Below are 22,291 nucleotides of genomic sequence, written 5' to 3' on the forward strand. Positions count from 1 at the left end.
CACCCACGGGGGCCGAACCATGACCACACCCGCACCCCTCACCGGCGCCGCGGCGCCCTCCGGCGCGGCCGCGCCCGCCCCCGACCCCCGCCGCTGGTGGGCGCTGGGCGCGATGGTCGCGAGCATGCTGGTGCTCGGCTTCGACCTGACGATCCTCAACGTCGCGCTGCCGACGATGGCCGGCCAACTCGGGGCCACCACCGGCCAGCAGCAGTGGATGGCCGACGCGTACGTCGTCGTGTTCGCGGCCCTGATGCTCCCCGCCGGGCTGCTCGGCGACCGCTTCGGCCGCCGCCGCATGCTGATCACCGGACTCGGGATCTTCCTGGCCGGTTCGCTCGTCGGCTCGCTCGCGGGCAGCGTCGAACCGGTCATCGCGGCCCGTGCGGTCATGGGCGTCGGCGGCGCGCTCGTCATGCCGCTGGCGCTCGCGGTGCTGCCCTCGCTCTTCGCCCCGGACGAGCGCGGCAAGGCCGTCGGCATCGTGACCGCGGCCTCCGCGCTCGGCCTGCCGCTCGGCCCGATCGTGGGCGGCTTCCTGCTCGACCACTTCTGGTGGGGCTCGGTCTTCCTGATCAACGTCCCGATGGTCGCCATCGGGACGGCCGCCTGCGCGTTCCTGCTCCCCGAGACCCGCGACCCTGCCGCGCCCCGGGTCGACGCCCTGTCCACCCTGCTGACCGCGGCGGGGCTCGGGGCGCTGATCTACGCCATCATCGAGGCACCGAACCGGGGTTGGGGCAGCCCGCTGGTCCTCGCCGTGCTGGGCGCGGGCGCGGCCCTGATCGCGGCCCTGGTCGTACGCGAGCGGCGGGCCCCGCGCCCGATGCTGGACCTCAAGCTGCTCGGCCACCGGCCGTTCCTGCTGAACACGCTCGCCGCGACGCTGGTGATGTTCATCCTGTCCGGCCTCATGTTCGTGCTGCCGCCCTACCTCCAGGCCGTCCTCGGCAACGACGCGTTCGGCACCGGGCTGCGGATGCTGCCGCTGATGGGCGGGCTGATGATCGCCGCGAAGGGTACGCCGCGCCTGTGCGCGCGGTTCGGGGCGCGGGGCGTGATCAGCGCCGGGCTCGTGGTGCTCACCTTCGCCGCACTCCTCGGCAGCCGGACCGCCGACGGAGACGCGTACGCCTTCACCGCCCTGTGGCTCTCCCTCGCCGGGCTCGGCTTCGGCTTCGCGATGGTGCCCGCGATGACGGCCGCCCTCGCCACCCTGCCCCCCGAGCGCGCGGGCAGCGGCTCCGGGCTGCTCATGACGGTGCGTCAGGTGGGCAGCGCGATCGGCATCGCCCTGCTCGGTTCGCTGCTCGCCGGGGTGTACGCGGACGGGCTCCCCGGCGGGGCGCCGCACGCGGCCGCCGACTCCGTGGTCGCCGCCCACCTGGTGGCCGCGAAGACCGGTGACCCGCGCCTCCTGTCGGCCGCCGACTCGGCGTACGTGCACGGCATGGGCGTCGTACTGCTCGTCTGTGCCGTCGCCGCGCTGGCGACCGCGCTGCTCGCCATGGCCCTGCTTCCGAAGGCCGAATCCGCAGGTCCGGCGCCCGGCGAGGTCGCCCCGGCGGCGGCCGATGGCGGACAATGACCCCATGGCCGCCACCTCCCGCACCGCCCCCGACTCCGCCGGCTCCCCCACCTCGTCCGACCCGGATGCCTCGACCGGCCCGGTCGACCCGGTCGTGTCCGTCGTGGAAGGCCTCCAGCCGCAGTTGAGCCTGCGGGAACGCAAGAAGATCAAGACCCGAACCGCGATCCGCCGGGCCACCTATCGGCTGGTCGCCGAGCAGGGGTACGAGGCCACGACGGTCGAGCAGATCGCGGAGGCGGCGGAGGTCTCCCCCTCCACGGTGTTCCGCTACTTCCCGACCAAGGAGGACATCGTGCTCACCGACGAGTTCGACCCGATCCTCCTGCGGGAGATGCGGGCCCGGCCCCCGGCGGAGCCGCCGCTGGAGTCGCTGCGGCACGTCGTCACCGAGGCGGCCCGCCTCTCGCTGGCGGACGACCGCGAGGAGACGCTGCTGCGGACGCGTCTGATCGCGGAGGTGCCCGCGCTGCGGGCCCGCATGATGGAGTCGATGGCGACGACGAGCCGGCTCCTGTGCGAGGTGCTGGCGGAGCGGGCGGGGCGGAACGCCGTCGACCTGGAGGTGCGGGTCTTCGCGATGGCGGTGCTCGGGGCGTTGCACGAGGCGTCGGTGTACTGGGCGGAGCGGGGGCACCAGGATGACCTCCTGGACCTCATCGCCCGCACGATGACCACCCTCCACCGGGGCCTGCCCCCGGGCCCCGCCGCCTAGCCCCCGGGGCGGGGCCCGGACGCCCGGTCCCGCGCCCCCGAACCCCGCCTTCACCCGCAGACCGTACGTGGCCGTTCGCGCAGTTCCCCGCGCCCCTGGCAGGGTTGCCGCCGGACACCCCGCATCCGTGAAACCCGCCTTCGTCCGCAGACCGTACGTGGCCGTTCGCGCAGTTCCCCGCGCCCCTTAGCAGGACGGTGCTGGTCGGCACGGGCAACCTCAGCCCGTCATGGGGGTCCCCCCTGGCCCTTAAGGCCTTGGGGGAGATTGAGGACCAGCGCCCTTAAGGCGCGAACGGGGGTGTGGGGGCGGAGCCCCCGCCCGGGGTCGAGGGGCGGAGCCCCCTTGGGTTAGGTCAGGGACTCGGCCAGGGCGTCCGGGGTCGTCACCGGCGCGTCACAACGGAAGCGCCGACAGACGTACGCCGCCGCACCCCCACCCACCAACGGCCGCCCCACGAGCAACGGGAACTCGTCCCCCGGAGCCCCCACCGCCACCACCGCCCCCGGCGCGGACGCCAGCAGCGCCGTGCGGTGCAGCGCCCCCGTCAGGGGATCGGTGGGCGCCCCCACCACGGCCACCTCCCGGGGCCCGTCGAGCAGCGCCTCGGCCGCCGCCAGCCCCCACCCGATGAATCGCGGGGCCCGCGGCCCGAGCGCGCGGACCACGCCCAACGCCCCCTCCGCCGCCTCCCGGTGCGCCGAGGACCCGGTGTGCGCCGCGTAGGACAGCAGGGCCGAGGCCGCCGCCGTCCACCCGGAGGGCGTCGCGTTGTCCGTGGGGTCCTGCGGCCGCCGGATGAGCTTCTCCGCGTCGTGCGCCGTGTCGTACAGCACGCCCGCCTCGCCGGCGAACTGGTCCAGGACGATGTCGAGCAGGAACCCGGCGAACTCCAGCCAGACGCCCTCCCCGGTCACCCCGGCGAGCGCGAGGAAGCCCTCGGCGACATCGGCGTAGTCCTCCAACACCCCGCTGTTCGCGCCCACTTGGCCGTCCTTGGAGGTCCGGGCGAGCCGGGCGTGGCCGTCCATGTGGATCCGTACGAGCACGTCGGCGGCCTCGGTCGCGCGCTCGACGAGGTCCGGGCGGTCGAAGAGCGCGCCGACCTCGGCCAGCGCCGCGATCGCCAGGCCGTTCCAGGCGGCGACCAGCTTGTCGTCCCGCCCGGGCCGCTCCCGCAGCTCCCGCGCCGCCAGCAGCCGGTCGCGTACACCCGCGCCCAACTCCCCCCCGTCGGAGGGGAGTTGGAGGACCGAGGCACCCTCCTCGAAGGTGCCTTCCTCGGTCACCCCGAAGTGCCGGGCCGCGGCCTCGCCGTCCCGCTCGCCCAGGGCCTCGACGAGCTGCGCGGGCGTCCACACATAGAACGCCCCCTCCACATGGTGCCCGGCACCATCGTCGCTGTCGGCGTCCAGCGCGGAAGCGTATCCGCCCTCGTTGGTGCGCAGTTCGCGCACCATGAAGTCGGCGGTCTCCAGGGCGACCCGGCGCGCGAGGTCGGAGCCGGTGATCCGCCACAGGTGGGCGTACACGCGGCACAGCAGGGCGTTGTCGTACAGCATCTTCTCGAAGTGCGGCACCAGCGTCGCCTGCGGTCGCGGGCGCAGCACATAGCGGTGGAACCCGCCGCCGACCTGGTCGTAGAGGCTGGAGCGCGCCATGGCCTCGCACATGCCCTCGGCCATCTCCAGGGCCGCCTCGGAGCCGGTCCTGGCGTGGTGGCGCAGCAGGAACTCGATCACCATGCCCGGCGGGAACTTCGTGTCGCCGCTGCCGAGCCAGCCGGTCGCCGGGTCGTACTCGCGGGTGATCCCGAGCAGCGCCTGGGCGAGCTCCTCCTCGCCGGGCAGTCCGCCCGCGCCGTGGTCCAGCTCCCGGGCCGCCAGATCGCGGGTGATCTTCTGGGCGACGTCGGCGACCTCGTCGCGCCGGTTCGCCCAGGCACCCTGCACGCCTTCGAGGACCTGCCGGAAGGACGGCATGCCGTGCCGGGGCTCGGGCGGGAAGTACGTGCCGAAGTAGAAGGGCTCCCCGGCGGGGGTCATGAAGACGGACATGGGCCAGCCGCCCTGCCCGGTCGCGGCCTGCACCGCCTCCATGTAGACGGCGTCGACGTCGGGCCGCTCCTCGCGGTCCACCTTCACGTTCACGAAGTGCTCGTTCATGAAGGCCGCCGTGGCCTCGTCCTCGAACGATTCGTGCGCGAGGACATGGCACCAGTGGCAGCTGCTGTACCCGACGCTGAGCAGCACCGGAACCCCGCGCTCCCGGGCCTCGGCGAAGGCCTCGGGCGACCAGGGCCACCAGTCGACCGGGTTGTCGGCGTGCTGGAGGAGGTAGGGGGACGTCTCATGGGCGAGGCGGTTCGGCATGACTCCATACTCCCCCACACGAGAGATGATCCGCCGACTCCCTCGCGCCGACGCGCGTCACCCACGACACTTGGAGGTGCAGGCGGACGACGGGCTCTCGGAGGGGGACGCACATGCGGGACAGCCATCGGGCCGAGGCCGAGCGGCTGTTGGTACGCGCCGTGGAGGAAGAGGTACGGCGCTCCGGCGGGCGGTCCGACGGGAGCGCCCTGCTCTCCCGGGGCCGGGGCGCGCTCGACGCGCTGGCCCAGAGCGCCGCGGAGGAGTACGCGGCCTACACCCACGCCCTGGACGAGGCGGCGGCCGGGCAGCTGTCGTTCGGGGAGCGCTTCCGGCGCGACGGCGGATCAACAGGGCTGCTGGCCACGGGAGTCGGCGCGGTCGCGGCCGTCGTGGTCGACGCGGCGCTCGGGACCGGCGCGGGTGGCGCCGTGGCCACCGGGGCTGCCGTGCTGGTGGCCGGGGCCGCGGGGACGGTCGCGAAGGTGACGGCCGCGCACGTGCCGGCCGCGCACCGCCGGGCCGGCGCGCTGGGCCAGCCGGGCGGCCTGGAGCAGCTGCGCCTCCAGTGGCTGACCGCCCTGGAGGTGCGCGGCATCCGGCCGTTCCTGGACCAGCAGCGGGCGGTGAGCTCCAAGCCGCCGCCGAAGAAGGTGCCCACCCAGCTGCGCGGCACCGACAAGAGCGCCGCGGCCCGCCGCCGCTCGGTCCTTGAGCAGTCGTTCGGCCATCTGCCCGACCCGCAGGGCCCGTTCGCGGGGCGGCGGGCGGAGCTGGCGCGGATCGGCCAGTGGGTTCAGGCCGCCCGGGCCTCGACCCGGACCCGGCCGGTGGTCGTGGTGCTGCACGGGCCGCCGGGCTCGGGCCGCAGCACCCTCGCGGTGCGCGCGGCGCACGCGCTGCGCGACCAGTTCCGCGGCGCGTGCCTGGTCGACATGCGCGGCGGCAGCCTCTCCGGCGAGGGCCCGCTGCCCACCCGGGACGCGCTGCTGCACCTCCTGAACCGGCTCGGCGCCCCGCGCGAACAGCTCCTGTTCCGCGAGAGGTCGTCCCCCGAGCAGCAGGTGCGCCGCCTCGCCGAGCTCTACCACCAGCACCTGACGGGCCTCGCCGTCACCGTCGTACTGGACGACACCGACGACGCCGAGCAGGTGAGCACCCTGGTGCCGCAGCGCTCCGAGGGCCTGGTGCTCGTCACCTCCTCCAAGCCGCTCGACCTGCCCGCCGACTTCCCGGCGTGGGTGCACCAGCTGGCCGTCGAGCCGCTGGACGCGGCGGGCGCGGAGGAGTTGCTCCGCGAGGCCGCCGAGGAGAAGGAGTCGGGGCCCTACGACGCCGAATCGACCGAGCTGGTGCGGCAGTTGTGCGGCGGGCTCCCGCTGGCGCTGCGCGTCGCCGGGTCCTCGCTCGGGCCGCGTTCGACGCGGGCGCTGGCCGCCGACCTCGCGGCGTACGGACCGGTCGCGCCCGCCGAGCGGGCCCTGTGGCTGCGCTATACCGACCAGGCGGAGCCGGCCCGCCGGCTGCTGCGCCGCCTGGCGCTCGCGGGCCGCGCCTCACTGGGGGCGGCGGCCGCGGCGTCGCTGCTGGCCGCCGACGAGCAGGAGGCCCAGCGCCAGCTCACCGCGCTCGCCGCGGCGGGCCTCATCGACCGCGTGCGGGGCAGCCGCTACCGGCTGCACGACCTCGTACGCTCCTTCGCCGAGGCCCGCCTGGCCGACGAGGAGGAGCAGGCCGACCGGGTGGCCGCGCAGGAGCGGCTCATCCGCACCTACGCGGAGCTCGCGGACGCGGTGGGCCGCATGGTCGACGGCAAGATGTCGACCCGGGCCGGCCAGTTCGGCGGCCACGGCTTCCCGTCCCTGGACGCGGCGCTGCGCTGGCTGGACGACGAGTCCAGCTTCATCACGGCCGCCCTGCGGCAGGCCGAGGGGGTCGACCAGGAGGCCGTCCTGAGCCTGCTCGGCGCGCTGTGCGACTACTGCCTGCTGCGCGGCGACCTCTACCGCCTCGGTGAGATCAGCGAGTTGACGCAGGCCGTCGACCAGGGCCTGCTCGTCCGGTCCGTGCAATGGCGCACCGGCATCGCCGCCCGCCAGCTCGGCGAGCTCGACACGGCGCGTACGACGCTGTCCTCGGTGGTCAACCTCTACCGCGAGGCCCAGCACGACGCGGGCCAGGCGCTCGCCCTGTGCTCGCTCGGCATCACGCTGCACCACCAGGGCAACCTGGCCGAGGCGGCGGCGCGGTTGCGCGAGGCGATCGACCTCCAGGCGGGCGAGGAGCTGGCCGGTGACCGCGCCTGGTCGCTGCACGCGCTCGCGGCCGTGGAGCGCGACCGCTCCAACCTGTCGGGCGCACTGACCCTGCTCGCCACCGCCCTCGCCCTGCACCGCGAGAACGAGTCGCTGCACGGCGAGGCCTGGACGCACTTCCAGCTCGGCCAGCTGTATCTGCGCATGGGCGAAGTGCCGCGCGCCGACGAGGAGTTGCGTACCGCGCTCGACATGTACGGGCGCACCCGCGACGGCCGCGGCGAGGCCTGGGCGATGACCCAGCTGGCCCGCGCCCGGCTCGTGGACGGCGACGCGTCGGCCGCGGTCGACCAGCTCCGCCAGGCGCTGTCGCGCCACCGTGAGCAGGAGGACGCGCGCGGCGAGGCGTGGACGCTGTACTACTTGGGCCAAGCCCTGGAGGAGCGCGGCGACCGCGACCAGGCGGTGCGCGAGCTGGAGCGGGCCCGCACGATGTTCTCGCGGATGCGGGACGTGTACGGGCTGGCCTGCGCCCGCCACCACTCGGGCCGGGTCACCCGCGACCAGCGGGCCGCCCAGACCGGCAATCTGCGCAACTCCGGCTTCGCCCGCCAGCTCCTGGTGGACGCGCGCGCCGACTTCCACCGCATCGGGGTGGCGCACGGCGAGGCCTGGACCTGTCTGGAGCTCGCCCTGATCGACGCGGGCAACAACCGGCCCGGCCCGGCGCTCGCGCTGTGCGACGAGGCGACGGCGCTGTTCGCCTCGTACGACGACCGGCGGGGCGGCGACTGGTCCCGCTTCCTGCGCTGCACGCTGCTGCCGTACGCGGGCGCGGGCGGCGTGGAGGTGGGCACCGCGGTCGCCCAGGAGGAGGTGGCCCAGCTGATCCGCTCCCGGCACGACGCGCGCGACAGCAAGCTGGAGGACTGCGCGGAGGCCTTCGCCCTGATGCTGGAGCGCGGTGTCTCCCTGGAGGCGGGCTGGCAGGCCTGGCACCTGGGCATGGTCCCGGACCGGCACGCCCGGGAGGTCATGGGGGTGCCGGTGCGGGCCGGGCGCTGACGCCCCGGCCACGGCCAACGGCGCCCGCCGCCGCGTCCGGGAGGGACGCGGCGGGGCGCTCGGCGGACCCGAGGGGGTCAGACGTTCTTCGGCGATCCCTTGCCCGGGGCGGAGGCCGCCGGGGTCGCCGCGGACGGGTCCGGGGCTTCCTCGAAGTCGACCTTGCCCATGTGGCGGTTCATCGACTTCATCAGCATCCACACGCCGAGGGCGAGGGCGGCGAAGACGATGAAGCCGAGGACGCCGGGCGTCACCTTGTCATTGTTGATTTCGGCGGCCAGCGGGACCATGTGCGTCATTGCGAGGCTTGCGCTCATATCAGGCATTGTCGCGTACGCCCGCGAAGAGGTCGTCCTCGGGGAGGGAAGTGTCCACGAGCGACTTCGCGAGCTCGTACTCCTCGGTCGGCCAGACCTCCTTCTGGAGGTCGAGCGGCACGCGGAACCAGCCGCCGTCGGGGTCGATCTGGGTGGCGTGCGCGATCAGCGCCTTGTCCCGGATCTCGAAGAACTCAGCGCAGGGAACGTGCGTGGTCAGCGTGCGTTCGGCGCGCTCGAACTCCTTCCAGCGCTCCAGCCACTCGCCGTAGGGGGACTCCATGCCGCGGGCCAGCAGCGCCTCGTGCAGGGCGACCGTGCGCGGCTTGTTGAAGCCCTGGTTGTAGTAGAGCTTCTGCGGCTGGAAGGCCGGGCCGAACTCGGCCTCGGGGAACTTCTCGGTGTCGGCCGCGCCGTCGAAGGCCACCATCGTGATCTTGTGGGTCATGATGTGGTCGGGGTGCGGGTAGCCGCCGTTCTCGTCGTACGTCGTGATGACCTGCGGTCGGAACGTACGGATGGACCTGACCAGGCGGCCGGCGGCGGTCTCGACGTCCTCCAGGGCGAAGCAGCCCTCGGGGAGCGGCGGCAGCGGGTCGCCCTCGGGCAGCCCCGAGTCGACGAAGCCGAGCCACTCCTGGCGGACGCCGAGGATCTCGCGCGCCTCGTCCATCTCCCTCTTGCGGACCTCGTGAATGTGCTCCTCGATGTACTTGTCGCCCTGGAGCTTGGGGTTGAGGATGGAGCCGCGCTCGCCTCCCGTGCAGGTCACGACCAGCACGTCCACCCCCTCGGACACATACTTCGCCATGGTGGCCGCGCCCTTGCTCGACTCGTCGTCGGGGTGCGCGTGGACGGCCATCAGTCGCAGCTGCTCAGTCAAGACTCGATCCTCGGTGACTCAGTAAGTGAATGGTTGCTCAGTAAGCGAATGGGCGCCCTCTGTCGGTCGGCGCGACGGGCGGCTTCTATAGTGACCGAATCGGGGGACGGAAAATTCCGGTGACCCCCACCAGCAGGAGGACGATCATGGCCGCTGTGCGCGAGCAGCTTGCCCAGGGGCGCTACGGGCGCTCGGCGGATCAGCGCGCGGACCGCAAGCTGAAGATCGTCGGCGCGGCGTTCGGAGCCGTGCTGCTCGGCGTGGTCGGCTGGATCGGCTACGACTACGTGGGCGGGCAGTCGCTCTCCGCGCAGGTGATCAAGTTCAAGGTGGTCTCGGACACCTCGGTCGAGGTGCACCTCGAAGTCGTCAAGGACAAGGACGCCAAGGGCACCTGCACCCTGCGCGCCCAGCAGACCAGCGGCGACGACGTGGGCCGGGCGGACTTCCGGTTCGACGAGCCGGTCAAGCAGGTCGACAAGGTCGTCACGATCACCACGACCTCGCGCGCGACGGCCGCGGATCTGGTCGGCTGCCAGTCCGACTGAGCCGGGCCGGGCCCGTCCTCCCCAAGCCGCCGCGTTCGCATTTCCGACACACCGTCTCTGACCTGCGTTGATGAAGTTCTAGCGGTTTATGTCCTCCCCCTACGGCGCCTGAATTGTTAGGCTCGTGGTTTCGCCCACCCAACCTGGCACATGCTTCTGGGTAGGGCGATGCTTTGTATTCCCAGTACCGACGAGGAGCACCTGTGACCCAGACCAGCGACAACGTCACCTGGCTGACCCAGGAGGCGTACAACCAGCTCAAGGCCGAGCTGGAGTACCTGTCTGGTCCCGCGCGCACGGAGATCGCCGTAAAAATCGCGGCGGCCCGTGAGGAGGGTGACCTCCGGGAGAACGGCGGGTACCACGCGGCCAAGGAGGAGCAGGGCAAGATGGAGCTCCGGGTGCGCCAGCTGACGCAGCTCCTGGAGCACGCCAAGGTCGGCGAGGCCCCCGCGGCGGACGGTGTGGTGGCCCCCGGCATGCTCGTCACGATCGCCTTCGACGGCGACCCGGACGACACCCTGGAATTCCTGATGGCCTCGCGCGAGTACGCCTCGACGGAGATCGAGACCTACTCGCCGCAGTCGCCGCTCGGCTCCGGCGTGAACGGCAAGAAGGTCGGCGAGGACGCCGAGTACGAGCTGCCGAACGGCAAGAAGGCCTCGGTGAAGATCCTCGCGGCCGTCCCCTTCAGCGGCTGACACTCCGCCGCCACCCGGCACGAAGCCCCCGGCCGCCTTCGGGCGACCGGGGGCCTTTCGCATCCGTCAGACGCTGGCCGAACGGTACTTGCGGACCGCGAGCGTGCGGAAGACGGCGATGATCAGGACGGACCAGATGACCGAGGCGAGCACCGGGTGCTCCATCGGCCACGCGCCGGTGATCGACTTGGGCACGTTCGGCATCGTGTTCCCGAACAGCTCACGGGCACCCGCCACGGTGGCACTGAAGGGGTTCCACTCCGCGACGTGCTGAAGGAATGACGGCATGCCGGTGACCGGCACGAAGGCGTTCGAGATGAACGTCAACGGGAACAGCCAGATCAGCCCGCCCGAGGTGGCTGCCTCCGGAGTCCGAACCGTCAGGCCGATCAGGGCGCCGATCCAGGAGAACGCGTACCCGAGCAGGAGCAGCAGCAGGAAGCCGCACAGCACCTTGCCGAGGTTCTCGTGCGTCCGCCAACCGACGAGCAGGGCCACGCCCGCGAGCACGACAAGCGTGAGCGCCGTCTGCACCAGGTCAGCCAGCGTGCGGCCGGTCAGGACCGCGCCACGCGCCATGGGCAGCGAGCGGAAGCGGTCGATGAGGCCCTTGTGCATGTCGTCGGCGATGCCCGCGCCGGCTCCGGCGGTCGCGAAGGTGACGGTCTGCGCGAAGATGCCCGCCATCAGGAACTCTTTGTAGAGCTTCGGATCGGTGGAGCCACCCACACTGATGGACCCACCGAACACGTACGTGAAGAGCACCACGAACATGATGGGCTGAATGAGTCCGAAAAGGACGATCTCAGGAATCCGCGTCATCCGGATCAGGTTCCGCTGGGCGACGACCAGTGAGTCCCGTACGGACCCCCCGATCCCGCCGCGCGCGCGGGGTGTGCGTACGGCGTCGGTGATGGCGCTCACTTCGCTGCCTCCTTGCGGGACTTGGCGCGGCCGTGGGGGTCGGTGGGCTCGTCGTCCTCTTCCTTGGCGGCCTCGGCCGCGTGGCCGGTCAGGGAGATGAAGACGTCGTCGAGGGTGGGGCGGCGCAGGCCGATGTCGTCGATCTCCACGCCCCTGGTGTCGAGTTCGCGGATGACCTCGGCGAGCAGCTTGGCGCCGCCGGTGACCGGGACGGTGAGCTGGCGGGTGTGCTCCTCGACCTTGACCTCCCCCTTGCCGAAGCCCGCCAGGACGTCGCGGGCCGGGGTCATCTGGTCGCTCTGGTGGACGACGACCTCGACGCGCTCGCCGCCGGTGCGGGCCTTGAGCTGGTCGGAGCTGCCGCGGGCGATGACCTTGCCGTGGTCGACGACGCAGATGTCGTGGGCCAGGCGGTCGGCCTCCTCCAGGTACTGCGTGGTGAGCAGCAGGGTGGTGCCGCCGGCGACCAACTCCTGGATGACTTCCCACAGTTGCTGCCGGTTGCGCGGGTCGAGGCCGGTGGTCGGCTCGTCCATGAACATGACGGGCGGGGAGACCACGAGGGCGGCCGCGAGGTCCAGGCGGCGGCGCATGCCGCCCGAGTACGTCTTGGCGGGGCGGTCGGCGGCGTCCGCGAGGTTGAAGCGGTCGAGCAGTTCGCCCGCGCGCGCCTTCGCGGCCTTGCCGTTCATCTGGTAGAGCCGGCCGACCATCTGGAGGTTCTCGCGGCCGGTGAGGTACTCGTCGACGGCCGCGAACTGGCCGGACAGGCCGATGGAGCGGCGGACTTCGTTGGGATGCCTGAGGACGTCGATGCCCGCGACGACGGCCTTGCCGCGGTCGGGCTGGAGCAGGGTGGTCAGAACGCGCACGGTGGTGGTCTTGCCGGCGCCGTTGGGGCCGAGCAGGCCGAGGACCGTCCCCTCGGGGACATCGAGGTCCACGCCGTCCAGAGCCGTGACGTCGCCGAAAGTCTTCACCAGGCCTTCGGCATATATGGCGCCTGGCATGTGAGTACCCCCAGTTGGGTGTGACTTTCCGGAATGTACTGGACAAATCCTAGATTTACCGGGCAGGGATCGCCCGGTGGAGCCGTTGTCGAGCCACACCATAACGCGATACATCGCGTCCTGTCAGCGGTCCTGCGCGTGCTTCCTCCGCCCCCTTGCCCGCGCGCGGGTCCCGGCCTCAGTCCAGCACGGTGTAGCCCGCCTCCCGCAGCGCGCCGGACACTTCGGCGCAGTGCTCCGGACCCTTGGTCTCCAGGTGCAACTCCACCTCCACTTCCGTGAGTCCGAGCCGGGGATCGGTCCGTACGTGACTCACGTCCAACACATTGGCATCCAGCACTGACAATTCCCCGAGAAGCGAGGCCAGCGCCCCGGGGCGGTCCGTCAGGCGCAGCCGCAGCGAGAGGTAGCGGCCCGCCGCCGACATGCCGTGCCGCAGGATCCGCTGCATCAGGAGCGGGTCCACGTTGCCGCCGGAGAGCACCGCGACGACCGGCCCGCGGAACGCGTCGGGCTCGCCGAGCAGCGCGGCCACCGGGCTCGCCCCGGCCGGCTCCACGACCAGCTTCGCCCGCTCAAGGCAGAGCAGCAGCGCGCTGGAGAGCTGGTCCTCGGTGACCGTACGCACCTCGTCGACCAACTCGCTGACCAGCGCGAACGGGATGTCGCCGGGACGCCCCACCTTGATGCCGTCGGCCATCGTGGGCGCCGGGTCGATGGCGACGGGGTGGCCGACGGCCAGCGAGGGCGGATAGGCCGCGGCGGCGGCCGCCTGCACCCCGACGATCCTGACGTCGGGCCGCAGCGCCTTCACCGCGACCGCGATGCCCGCCGCGAGCCCGCCGCCGCCGATGCCGACGACGATGGTGCGCACCTCGGGGCACTGCTCCAGGATCTCCAGGCCCACCGTGCCCTGGCCCGCGATGATGTCCTGGTGGTCGAAGGGATGGAGGAACACCGCGCCGGTCTCGGCGGCGTACGCCTCGGCGGCGGCCAGCGTCTCGTCGACGACCGAGCCGCGCAGGATCACCTCCGCCCCGTAGTGCCGGGTCGCGGCGACCTTGGGCAGTGGGGCGCCGATCGGCATGAAGACCGTCGAGCGCACGCCGAGCAGCGAGGAGGCCAGCGCCACGCCCTGGGCGTGGTTGCCCGCGCTCGCGGCGACCACCCCCGCGGCCCGCTCCTCGGGACGCAGCCCGGCGATCCGCACGTACGCGCCGCGCAGCTTGAAGGAGCCGGTGCGCTGGAGGTTCTCGCACTTCAGGTGGACCGGCGCCCCCACCAGCGACGACAGGTGGCGGGAGCCTTCCATCGGGGTGGCCCGGGCCACCCCCGACAGCATCTTCTGCGCGCCGCGGATGTCATCGAGGATCAGGTGGTGCAAGGGGCCAGACGTACTGAAGCTCATGACGGCAAGTCTCGCAGCTCACGCCCCCTTCCGGCCGCCCGGATCCTGATCCGGGCGGGAGTTGTCCACAGGTTTGCGCACCGCCGGTACGTATGCCGGTCAGGCCGCGTACTCTGTCCCCCACCACACCGACACCCGCACGAGAGAGCCCCGGCCATGCCCCCAGTTCAGGACATGACTCCCCCGCTTGACCCCGGCCTCCTCGATGCCCTCCAGCACCAGGTGGCCGTGTTCGCCCGCCGCGCCGAGCAGACCAGGCTCGGCGGCGTCGGACAGGTCCGCAACTCGATGGACCGGGCGGCGTACCTGCTGCTCAACCGGCTCGACCTGGAAGGCCCGATGGGGGTCAAGGCGCTGGCCGCGGGCATGGGGATCGACTCGTCGACGGTGACCCGTCAGGTGGCGCCGCTGGTCGACACCGGCCTGGTCAAGCGCACCTCGCACCCCGAGGACGGCCGGGCGGTCGTGCTCCAGCTGTCCCCGCGCGGCCAGTCCCGCCTCGAAGAGGTGCGCTCCTCGCGCCGCGAGCTGATGGCCCAGGTCACCGACGGCTGGACGGAGCAGGAGCGCGAGTCGTTCTGCACGCTGCTCACCCGCTTCAACTCGGCGCTCTCGGCCCGCCAGTCGGCCGCTCAGGAGCCGTCCGCGCCGACCTCTTGACCCGGGGCTCGCGCCTGCCCTCATATGAGGCTCATGCGCGAGCGGCACTCCACCCAACACCGCCGCCGCACCCGGGAGTTCGAGTCGTACGTGGCGGGCGCGGGGGGCCGGCTGCTGCATGCCGCCACCCTGCTGACCGCCGAGCCCCCGGACGACAACCCGCGCGCCCGGCGCCTGCTGACCGCCGCCCTGGCCGAGACGTACGCCCGCTGGCACCGGCTGCGCGGTGAGGATCCCTACGACCGCACCCGGCAGGAGCTCGCCGCCCGGTTCGCCCGGGCCGCCTGGCGCTACCACCGGCCGCTGCTGCCGGGCCGGTCCCGGCCGCCCGCCGAGGACGGCCTCCTCGCGCGGCTGACCCCGCAGGAGCGGCTCATCCTCGTCCTGCGCCTGTACGAGGGGGTCGCCGAGGAGCAGACGGCGGCCCTGGTCGGGCTGCCGGTCGACCGGGTCCGGGCCATCTGCACCCGGGCGATCGCCACGATGCGCAGCACCCCGCCGGCGCCGCCCGCGTCCGCCGCCCCGGCGACCGGGGTGGCCACATGAACGGACGCGGGCAGGGGGAGGCCGGCCGATGAGCATGCCCGATCGCAAGACCGCCGAGGTCCGCCGGCTCCTGGAGGGCGGGCCGCATCCGGTCGTCCCCGTCGAACTGGCCGCGCGGGCGGCCGAGTTGGGCCTTCGGATGCTGCACCGGCGGCGCGTGGTGCGCCGCACGCTGTGGCTGCTGCTCGCGGTGGCGGTGATCGCCTTTCTGGTCTGGGCCTCGACGGCTCAGCCGTGGGTGGCGCCGCCCTCTACCGTGACGCCACCCGTCGAAGGGCTCTAGCCCAGCGCCTGCCGCAGGTCGGCGAGGAGGTCGTCGGCGTTCTCGATGCCCACCGAGACGCGGACGAGGTCCGCCGGGACCTCCAGGGCGGAGCCCGCGACGCTGGCGTGCGTCATGCGGCCCGGGTGCTCGATCAGCGACTCGACGCCGCCGAGGGACTCGCCGAGGGTGAACAGCTTCGTACGGTTGCAGACCTCGACCGCCGCCTGCTCGCCGCCCTCGACGCGGAAGGACACCATGCCGCCGAAGGCCCGCATCTGCTTGGCCGCGACGTCGTGGCCCGGGTGCTCGGGCAGGCCCGGGTACAGGACCTGGGTGACCTTGGCGTGCCGGGTCAGCATCTCGGCGATCTTGCCCGCGTTCTCGCTGTGCCGGTCCATGCGCACCGGGAGCGTCTTGATGCCGCGCAGCACCAGCCACGAGTCGAAGGGCCCGGCGACCGCGCCCATCGCGTTCTGGTGGTACGCCAGTTCCTCGCCGATCTCGGCCGAGTTGGTGATCAGCGCGCCGCCCACGACGTCGGAGTGGCCGCCCATGTACTTGGTCAGGGAGTGCACGACGATGTCCGCGCCGAGCGACAGGGGCTGCTGGAGGTAGGGGCTCGCGAAGGTGTTGTCGACCACGAGCCGGGCGCCCGCGGCCGAGGCGACCTCGGCGACGGCCGCGATGTCGGTGATGCCGAGCAGCGGGTTGGAGGGCGTCTCCACCCAGACGGCCTTCGTACGGTCGGTGATCGCGGCCCGCACCGAGGCCGGGTCGGAGGTGTCGGCGACCGACCACTCGACGCCCCAGCGCGAGACGACCTTGGCGAACAGGCGGAAGGTGCCGCCGTAGGCGTCGTTCGGGATCACGACGTGGTCGCCGGGGGCCAGCAGCGTACGCAGCAGGCAGTCCTCGGCGGCCAGGCCGGAGGCGAAGGCGAGGCCGCGGACGCCGCCTTCGAGGGCGGCCAGGTTCTCTTCGAGGGCCGTCCGCGTCGGGTTGGCGCTGCGGCTGTACTCGTAGCCGCCGCGCAGGCCGCCCACGCCGTCCTGCTTGTAGGTGGAGACCTGGTAGATCGGGGGTACGACCGCACCGGTCAGCGGATCCGCGGTGTTCCCGGCGTGGATCGCGAGGGTCTCGAAGCTCTTGACCGCATCATCTGCGTGCTTGTGGCTCATGGCTCCAGAGCCTAGTTCGTCGGCCCGCCGGGTTCGTCATATCCCTGTGCCGTCTGGTTCGCTGGTGGACATGGAGATTCTGTGGACCCTGCTCGCGCTGTGCGTGCTCTTCGCGATCATCAGCCGGTTCGTGTTCCGCCGCGGCGGGGGAATCCAGCTGTCCCGGCCCGGAGCCCCGGACGCGGCCGACCCGGCGGCGTACGGCTTCCTGCTCCAGGAGGAGCTCGACGTCCGCATGCCCGGGCCCGACCAGGACCTCCTCGACGTGCTCGCGGTCGTGCAGGGGACCCAGAACTGGAAGCCGGCCGCGCAGCTGCTCGCCGGGACGCCGAAGGAGGGCGAACGGCGCTGGCAGCGCGTCCAGGCGTTCGCCGGGGCCGCCTCCCTCGAACTCGCCCAGCACCCGGGCGTCGGCGGGGCCTGGCTGCGCGCCTGGCGCTCCGAGGCGCCGAAGGACGCGGGGGCCGCGCAGGTGCACGCGGAGTTCCTGGTCCAGCAGGCCTGGCGGTCCTCGTCGGTCGGTCAGGACGACTTCCGGATCATCCTGGAGGAGGCGCGCACGGTCTGCGGCCAGGCCGCGCTGCTCGCCCCGGGCGACCCCGTTCCGTACGTGATCGAGCTCGCCGTGGCCCGTGGACTCGCCTATCCGCGCCCGGAGTTCGACCAGCTGTGGGCCAAGGTCATGGACCGCGCCCCGCACCACATGGGCGCCCACCTCGCGGCGCTGCACTACCACTGCGAGAAGTGGCACGGCTCGCGCGCCCAGGCCGACGAGTTCGCGACGGCCTCCGCGGCCCGCGCCCCGCACGGCTCGCTGCTGGCCGCGCTGCCGCTCTTCGCGGTGTACGAGCACGCCACGGACGCGATGGTGAACGACTTCTACGGCACGGCGGTGGTCAGCCGCGCCATGGAGGGCGCCCTGCACGCCGTCCACCAGGCCCGCCCCGACGACCCTGTCCTGCCCCAGGTCCGCCACCTGCTGGCCCACTTCCTGGTGGGCGCCGCGCGCTGGGCGGAGGCGATGGACCAGTTCGTGGCCCTGGACGGGTATGTGGGAGCCCTCCCCTGGACGGTCTCCGAGGACCCGGCGGCGGCCTACGCGCTGCACCGGGCCCTGGCGGTCGCGGGGTACGAGGCGAACGGCGGCAGCCCGGCGACGCTGCGGCGCCCGTAGCGGCCGGTGCGGTGGCCGTAGCGGCCGGTGCGGTGGCCGGAATCTCTCGGCCCGGCCATGCGTTCTGTCTAGGCATCCACACTTCGAGGAGCCCCCGATGATCTTCGGCCGCCGCACGCCCGAGCTGCCCACCCCCGAGCAGGCCCTCAAGGGACGCCCGGAGCCCGAGTTCACCCTGCCCTCCCGGCACACGGTCCTGGGCAACCCGCTGGCCGGGCCCTACCCCGAGGGCCTGGAGATCGCGGACTTCGGGATGGGCTGTTTCTGGGGCGCCGAGCGCAAGTTCTGGCAGCTGCCGGGCGTCTGGACGACCCTGGTCGGCTACCAGGGCGGCAGCACGGTGAACCCCGCGTACGAGGAGGTCTGCTCGGGCCTGACCGGCCACACCGAGGCGGTCCGGGTGGTCTACGACCCGGCGCTCGTCTCGTACGAGCAGCTCCTGAAGGTGTTCTGGGAGTCCCACGACCCGACCCAGGGCTTCCGCCAGGGCAACGACGTGGGCACCCAGTACCGCTCGGCGATCTACACCCACACCCCCGCCCAGGCGGCCACGGCCCAGGCCTCCCGCGAGACCTACCAGAAGGTCCTGACGGGCTCGGGCCACGGCACGATCACCACAGAACTCCTCCCCGCCGAGGGCCGCCCCTTCTACCCCGCGGAGCCGTACCACCAGCAGTACCTGGACAAGAACCCCGCGGGGTACTGCGGGATCGGGGGCACGGGGGTGTCCTGCCCGATCGGCATCGCCAAGGCCGGCTGAGCCCCCGCTCGGGGTCGGCGGCGTCCCGGCCCGCGCGTCACGCCCTTCCCGCACCCGGCCTTTCCTGTTGTGGAAAGGCCGGGTGCTTGACCTCCCCCCGAGCGGCTCGGGAGCATCGACCACGACGCGCTGCGCCGATGTGGGGGGGCCGAGAATGCTGCGGAAGTTGTCCGGTGACCCGGAGTGCAGGAACGGGACGTGTCCGACGCTGTGGGGCACCGAGGACGCCAGGAACTACGTGGTCCAGGGCTACGTCATCACCGACCCCGAGCTGCTGGCGCAGCTCGATCTGCCGGAGGGCGAGACCGCCGTCCTCGTACCGGCCGCGGTGCTGGAGGAGTACTTCCGTGCTCAGCGGTGAGGAACTCGGCCGTCTCTTCGAGACCTTCGAGCGGACGGCCTTCCGTCTGGAGACGCTCTCCGTCTACAGCGTGGACGAGGAACGCGAGGACTTCGAGCGCTTCCTGGCCGGCGGGGACATGGGCCCGGACTGGGACGACAACCCCTGGGTGCGATCGATGACCGACAAGGGCAGACAGATCTCGCGCGTCCATGTGCTCAGGTCTCCGCTCACCGACTACCTGCGGTACGAACTGGCCTCCTACCCGGGCAACATCACGGCCGGCGAGACCATCGGCATCATCGATCAGGCCGAGCAGGACGTGACAGGCCTGCCCGATCACGACTTCTGGTTGTTCGATGATCAGGAGGTGTACCGGATGCACTACACATGCGGAGGCGTGTTCCTGGGCGCCGAACCGCTTCCCGCCCACAGACTCGCCGAGTACCAGCACTACCGGGACCACGCCTTGGCCTCGGCGGTGAGGTTCGCGGACTACTGGGAGCGGCACCGCTGACCGACGACTCGATCGGGAGAGCCCTGCGGGCGCTGCGCGACGCATCCGGACGCACGGGTGACTCGGTGGCCCGCCGGGCTTCCATGTCCGCCGGGAAGCTGTCGAAGATCGAGACCGGCAAGGTACGGCCGACCGTCCAGGACGTGGACCTGGTCCTCACCGCCCTCGGCGTGAGCCAGGAGGTCAAGGAGGAGTTCCTGGCGACGGCCCGCGCCGAAGCCACCGAGGCCACCGCGTGGCGCCTGCTGCGCCGCACCGGCCCATGGAAGCACCAGAAGACCATCCGGGCCATCGAGGCGGGCACCGCCACGCTCCGGCTCTTCCAGGGCCAGCTCGTGCCCGGACTCCTCCAGACCCCCGAGTACGCTCGCGCCGTCTTCTCCCTCCCTCCGGGCATGCCGCAGGAGACCAGGGCCAGGACCGTGGCGGCCCGCCTCGAACGACAGTCGGTGCTTTACGAGTCCGGTCGATGCTTCCGCTTCCTGATCTGCGAGCACGTACTCCGGTGGCGCATCAGCGAGCCCGTGGTCATGGCGCTCCAACTGGATCGGCTCGTGTCCGTGTCCAGGTTGCCCAACGTCTCGCTCGGTGTCCTGCCGTCCGACCGCCGGATGCCGGACTTCCCCATGACCTGCTTCAGCCTGCACGACGACCGGCTCGTCATCGTGGAGACGTTCCACTGCGAGATCACCACCCGCGAACCCAAGGACGTCCAGCTCTATCTCGACACCTTCGAGCGGTTCGCCGCGGTGGCGGTCTACGGGGATGCCATGAGAGCCCTGGTCGAGGACGTGCGGGACGGATTTCTGCCCGAACAGGAAAGGCCCTGGAGGGAGTCGACCGCCGGGTGAAGCATCAGTGGTGACACCACCCGACGGAAGGAATCCCCGTGAGCAGTTCCAGTACCACGATGGACCCGCCGGTCCACCTGTCCCTTCCTCGCACGCCGCCCGCTCCCGCGCCGGGCTGCGGTGTCTGCGCCGCCCTGGCCCGGCAGCGCGCCGCGGCGTACGGCGCCGGGGATCTGTCCGCCGTCTCGGACTGCAACGTCGAGTTGGCCGCGCACCCCAAGACGCACCCCGGGGGGCGGTAGTGGACATGCAAGCATGGCGCGACGCCTGGGCGCGGGCCGAGGGGGCCTGTGAGGGGCTTCGGGGGGTGTTCGAGGGGCTCGGGTTTCCCGAGTCGGTGCGGGTCTCGCTCCGTCCGCAGGTGCACTACCGGGGCACGGCCCAGGTGCACGTCGGTGTGCTCGACGCCGCGCATGTCGAGGAGCTGGCCGAGGCGTTGCGGGCCGGGGCGGTCAGGGGGCGGGCGCCGGGCGAGGGCTAGGGACCGTTCGGGGGAGTCCGGCCGGTTCGCGGCATAGCGGGGCGCGGGTTCGGGTGAATTGCTGGGGACACCGACAAATCGGCCGGACAGGCGGTAGGCGTGAGCGATCCGAGGACGACCATGGGTGACCCCGTACATCTCGCGCTGCCGCACGCGCCGCCCCAGCCCGCGCAGGGGTGTGCGGTGTGCGCGGAGATGGTCGTGCGGCGGCGGGCCGCGCGCGGGCGCGGGGACCTGTCCGCGGCCACGGACGCCGACGTGGAGATCCGCCACCACCCCCACCCGGCCCGGGGCCGCCGGCGCTGACCCCGGCCCCGATATTGACTGGTCACACCCCGCCCGGCCGGGCCACGCTTCCCCCATGGAAGCCACGGAAGCCACGGAAGCCACGGAAGCCACAGACGTCACGGACGCCGCGCACGGCCTCACCACCGCCCCGCCCCGCCAGCAGATCCGCGCTCTGCACACCGAGTCGACCGTCACCGTCTACCAGGCGTACGACCCGGCGCTCGGGCTGCCCGCCGCCCGTGACGGGCGTTTTCCGGCGGCGTGGAAGCGGGAGCGGATGACCTGGGTCAAGCCGTCCTTCCTGTGGATGATGTACCGCTCGGGGTGGGCCATGAAGGAGGGGCAGCGCACGGTGCTGGCCGTCGAGATTCGGCGGGACGGGTTCGACTGGGCGCTGGATCACGCCTGCCTCTCGCACTACGTGCCCGGCGTGCACGGTGAACGGGACGCCTGGCGACGCGAGTTGGAGCAATCGCCCGCCCGGGTGCAGTGGGACCCCGAGCGGGATCTGCGGCTCCAGGCGCTGCCGTACCGCTCGCTCCAGCTCGGCCTCGCCGGGGAGGCCGTGCGACGGTACGCCGACGAGTGGATCGTCGGCATCCGCGACGTGACCCCGCTCGCCCACCGCGTCCACGCGCTCGTACGGGACGAGCGACTCGACGCCGCCCGCGCCCTGCTGCCCGACGAACGGGACTACCCCCGCGGCACCTGACCTCGGCCCCGGACACGCCCACACCCTCGTACGAGACGGACTGCTCGACGCCGCTCAAACCCCGCTCACTCCAGTTCCGCCCAGATCTCGTACGAGATCTCCGCCGCCCGGTCCGCGGCACCCGCCTCGCATGCCGCGATCAGTTCCTCGTGGCGGGCGGCCGAGGCGCGGGCCGCCGTGCTGGAGAAGCGCTGGTGTTCCAGGCGGCGCAGGAGCGGGGTGTAGCGGGCCACCGTGTCGGCGAGCGGCTGGTTGCCGCTCGCGGTGACCGGGACGGCGTGGAAGGCGTCGTCGGCGGTGATCGCCGCCGCGATGTCGCCCGCGTTCACGGCTCGTACGAACTCCTCGTTGGCCGCGCGCATCCGGCCCAGGTCGTCCGGCCGCAGGCGCGGCAGGGCCTCGCGCACCGCGAGGGTGTGCATCGCGCCGACCACGGCCAGCGCGCCCCGGATCTCCTCGGCGACCAGCGGCGCGACCCGCGTGTAGCTCTGGGGCTTGGAGACGACGAGCCGTTCGGCGGCGAGCCGGGCCAGGGCGTCGCGCACCGGGGCGCGCGAGAGACCGAGGCGGGCGGCGAGTTCGGCGTCGCTCAGTTTCGCGCCGGGGGCGAGCTCGCCCGAGACGATCGACGCGAGCAGCGCCTCGTACGCGACGTCGCGCAGCAGTCGGCGGGGCGGCTCGGGGGCGGGGGCAAGGGCAGGAGGCTCTGCGGTCACGGCTAACATTTTAGTTC

The 22,291-nt window shown here is 72.5% G+C and carries 25 protein-coding genes; 17 read left to right on the forward strand and 8 right to left on the reverse strand.

What is annotated here, in order from left to right; all coding sequences use genetic code 11:
• Positions 1–19: 19 nt before the first annotated feature.
• Positions 20–1,588, forward strand: coding sequence for an MFS transporter (locus tag DT019_RS13220; RefSeq protein WP_114037249.1), 1,569 nt, complete (start codon positions 20–22; stop codon positions 1,586–1,588).
• Between the two features lie 4 nt (positions 1,589–1,592).
• Positions 1,593–2,303 carry a TetR/AcrR family transcriptional regulator gene (locus DT019_RS13225; protein ID WP_114036981.1) on the forward strand — a complete coding sequence of 237 codons (711 nt, stop codon included), beginning with the start codon at positions 1,593–1,595 and terminating at the stop codon, positions 2,301–2,303.
• Between the two features lie 350 nt (positions 2,304–2,653).
• Here DT019_RS13225 and DT019_RS13230 read toward each other — a convergent pair whose 3' ends face one another.
• Complete coding sequence (locus DT019_RS13230) at positions 2,654–4,675, reverse strand: thioredoxin domain-containing protein (protein ID WP_114036982.1); 2,022 nt, start codon at positions 4,673–4,675, stop codon at positions 2,654–2,656.
• A gap of 113 nt (positions 4,676–4,788) precedes the next feature.
• Between DT019_RS13230 and DT019_RS13235 the strand changes: the two genes are divergently transcribed.
• Complete coding sequence (locus DT019_RS13235; RefSeq protein WP_114036983.1) at positions 4,789–7,995, forward strand: tetratricopeptide repeat protein; 3,207 nt, start codon at positions 4,789–4,791, stop codon at positions 7,993–7,995.
• Between the two features lie 77 nt (positions 7,996–8,072).
• Here the strand turns inward: DT019_RS13235 and DT019_RS13240 are convergent, their stop codons facing one another.
• Positions 8,073–8,321: a hypothetical protein gene (locus tag DT019_RS13240; protein WP_189389500.1), complete on the reverse strand. Its 249-nt coding sequence runs from the start codon at positions 8,319–8,321 to the stop codon at positions 8,073–8,075.
• Positions 8,314–9,195 carry a mycothiol conjugate amidase Mca gene (mca, locus tag DT019_RS13245; protein ID WP_114036985.1) on the reverse strand — a complete coding sequence of 294 codons (882 nt, stop codon included), beginning with the start codon at positions 9,193–9,195 and terminating at the stop codon, positions 8,314–8,316. The genes DT019_RS13240 and mca overlap by 8 nt, the downstream gene beginning before the upstream one ends.
• Positions 9,196–9,341: 146 nt before the next feature.
• Between mca and DT019_RS13250 the strand changes: the two genes are divergently transcribed.
• On the forward strand, positions 9,342–9,743 hold the full coding sequence (locus DT019_RS13250; RefSeq protein WP_114036986.1) for a DUF4307 domain-containing protein: 402 nt from the start codon (positions 9,342–9,344) through the stop codon (positions 9,741–9,743).
• A 203-nt stretch (positions 9,744–9,946) separates the two neighbouring features.
• Positions 9,947–10,444 carry a transcription elongation factor GreA gene (gene greA / locus DT019_RS13255; RefSeq protein WP_114036987.1) on the forward strand — a complete coding sequence of 166 codons (498 nt, stop codon included), beginning with the start codon at positions 9,947–9,949 and terminating at the stop codon, positions 10,442–10,444.
• Positions 10,445–10,510: 66 nt separating this feature from the next.
• Here the strand turns inward: greA and DT019_RS13260 are convergent, their stop codons facing one another.
• The 3 genes from DT019_RS13260 to ilvA all read right to left on the reverse strand — a co-directional run bounded on the left by DT019_RS13260 (position 10,511) and on the right by ilvA (position 13,786).
• A complete protein-coding gene (locus DT019_RS13260; RefSeq protein ID WP_114036988.1) occupies positions 10,511–11,368 on the reverse strand; it encodes an ABC transporter permease in 858 nt (285 codons plus the stop codon).
• Positions 11,365–12,378: an ATP-binding cassette domain-containing protein gene (locus DT019_RS13265; protein WP_114036989.1), complete on the reverse strand. Its 1,014-nt coding sequence runs from the start codon at positions 12,376–12,378 to the stop codon at positions 11,365–11,367. Before DT019_RS13265 ends, DT019_RS13260 begins: the two co-directional genes overlap by 4 nt.
• A gap of 178 nt (positions 12,379–12,556) precedes the next feature.
• Entirely contained in the window at positions 12,557–13,786 is a 1,230-nt protein-coding gene (gene ilvA / locus DT019_RS13270; protein ID WP_114036990.1) for a threonine ammonia-lyase, read from the reverse strand.
• Between the two features lie 156 nt (positions 13,787–13,942).
• On the opposite strand from ilvA, the gene DT019_RS13275 reads away from it, so the two are divergent.
• The 3 genes from DT019_RS13275 to DT019_RS13285 are packed head-to-tail and all read left to right on the forward strand — an operon-like array spanning position 13,943 to position 15,275.
• Complete coding sequence (locus DT019_RS13275) at positions 13,943–14,446, forward strand: MarR family winged helix-turn-helix transcriptional regulator (protein ID WP_189389502.1); 504 nt, start codon at positions 13,943–13,945, stop codon at positions 14,444–14,446.
• A 33-nt stretch (positions 14,447–14,479) separates the two neighbouring features.
• Positions 14,480–14,992, forward strand: coding sequence for a sigma factor-like helix-turn-helix DNA-binding protein (locus DT019_RS13280; RefSeq protein WP_114036992.1), 513 nt, complete (start codon positions 14,480–14,482; stop codon positions 14,990–14,992).
• Between the two features lie 28 nt (positions 14,993–15,020).
• Positions 15,021–15,275, forward strand: a complete 255-nt coding sequence (locus tag DT019_RS13285; protein ID WP_114036993.1) for a hypothetical protein — start codon at positions 15,021–15,023, stop codon at positions 15,273–15,275.
• On the opposite strand, the gene DT019_RS13290 is transcribed toward DT019_RS13285, so the two are convergent.
• Entirely contained in the window at positions 15,272–16,435 is a 1,164-nt protein-coding gene (locus tag DT019_RS13290; RefSeq protein WP_114036994.1) for a cystathionine gamma-synthase, read from the reverse strand. The genes DT019_RS13285 and DT019_RS13290 overlap by 4 nt on opposite strands.
• 70 nt (positions 16,436–16,505) lie before the next feature.
• Here DT019_RS13290 and DT019_RS13295 point away from each other — a divergent pair, with 70 nt between their 5' ends.
• The 9 genes from DT019_RS13295 to DT019_RS13335 all read left to right on the forward strand — a co-directional run bounded on the left by DT019_RS13295 (position 16,506) and on the right by DT019_RS13335 (position 21,558).
• A complete protein-coding gene (locus DT019_RS13295) occupies positions 16,506–17,609 on the forward strand; it encodes a hypothetical protein (RefSeq protein ID WP_114036995.1) in 1,104 nt (367 codons plus the stop codon).
• A 97-nt stretch (positions 17,610–17,706) separates the two neighbouring features.
• Positions 17,707–18,369 carry a peptide-methionine (S)-S-oxide reductase MsrA gene (gene msrA / locus DT019_RS13300; protein ID WP_114036996.1) on the forward strand — a complete coding sequence of 221 codons (663 nt, stop codon included), beginning with the start codon at positions 17,707–17,709 and terminating at the stop codon, positions 18,367–18,369.
• 154 nt (positions 18,370–18,523) lie between these two features.
• The gene (locus DT019_RS13305) at positions 18,524–18,730 is read left to right on the forward strand and encodes a hypothetical protein (protein WP_114036997.1); all 207 of its coding nucleotides are present in this window, start codon (positions 18,524–18,526) and stop codon (positions 18,728–18,730) included.
• Positions 18,717–19,226, forward strand: a complete 510-nt coding sequence (locus DT019_RS13310; RefSeq protein WP_114036998.1) for a DUF6879 family protein — start codon at positions 18,717–18,719, stop codon at positions 19,224–19,226. The genes DT019_RS13305 and DT019_RS13310 overlap by 14 nt, the downstream gene beginning before the upstream one ends.
• A 23-nt stretch (positions 19,227–19,249) precedes the next feature.
• Positions 19,250–20,077 (forward strand): helix-turn-helix domain-containing protein, encoded by an 828-nt coding sequence (locus tag DT019_RS13315; protein WP_223279503.1) that lies wholly within the window; start codon positions 19,250–19,252, stop codon positions 20,075–20,077.
• A 38-nt stretch (positions 20,078–20,115) separates the two neighbouring features.
• Positions 20,116–20,319 (forward strand): hypothetical protein, encoded by a 204-nt coding sequence (locus tag DT019_RS13320; RefSeq protein WP_411292706.1) that lies wholly within the window; start codon positions 20,116–20,118, stop codon positions 20,317–20,319.
• Positions 20,319–20,558: a hypothetical protein gene (locus tag DT019_RS13325; protein ID WP_114037000.1), complete on the forward strand. Its 240-nt coding sequence runs from the start codon at positions 20,319–20,321 to the stop codon at positions 20,556–20,558. The genes DT019_RS13320 and DT019_RS13325 overlap by 1 nt, the downstream gene beginning before the upstream one ends.
• A gap of 120 nt (positions 20,559–20,678) precedes the next feature.
• Entirely contained in the window at positions 20,679–20,864 is a 186-nt protein-coding gene (locus tag DT019_RS13330) for a hypothetical protein (RefSeq protein WP_114037001.1), read from the forward strand.
• A gap of 55 nt (positions 20,865–20,919) precedes the next feature.
• Positions 20,920–21,558 (forward strand): DUF4291 domain-containing protein, encoded by a 639-nt coding sequence (locus DT019_RS13335; protein WP_114037002.1) that lies wholly within the window; start codon positions 20,920–20,922, stop codon positions 21,556–21,558.
• Between the two features lie 65 nt (positions 21,559–21,623).
• On the opposite strand, the gene DT019_RS13340 is transcribed toward DT019_RS13335, so the two are convergent.
• On the reverse strand, positions 21,624–22,274 hold the full coding sequence (locus DT019_RS13340; RefSeq protein WP_223279472.1) for a GntR family transcriptional regulator: 651 nt from the start codon (positions 22,272–22,274) through the stop codon (positions 21,624–21,626).
• Positions 22,275–22,291: the final 17 nt, after the last annotated feature.

The organism is Streptomyces sp. SDr-06, assembly GCF_003324565.1.
Lineage (GTDB): Bacteria > Actinomycetota > Actinomycetes > Streptomycetales > Streptomycetaceae > Streptomyces.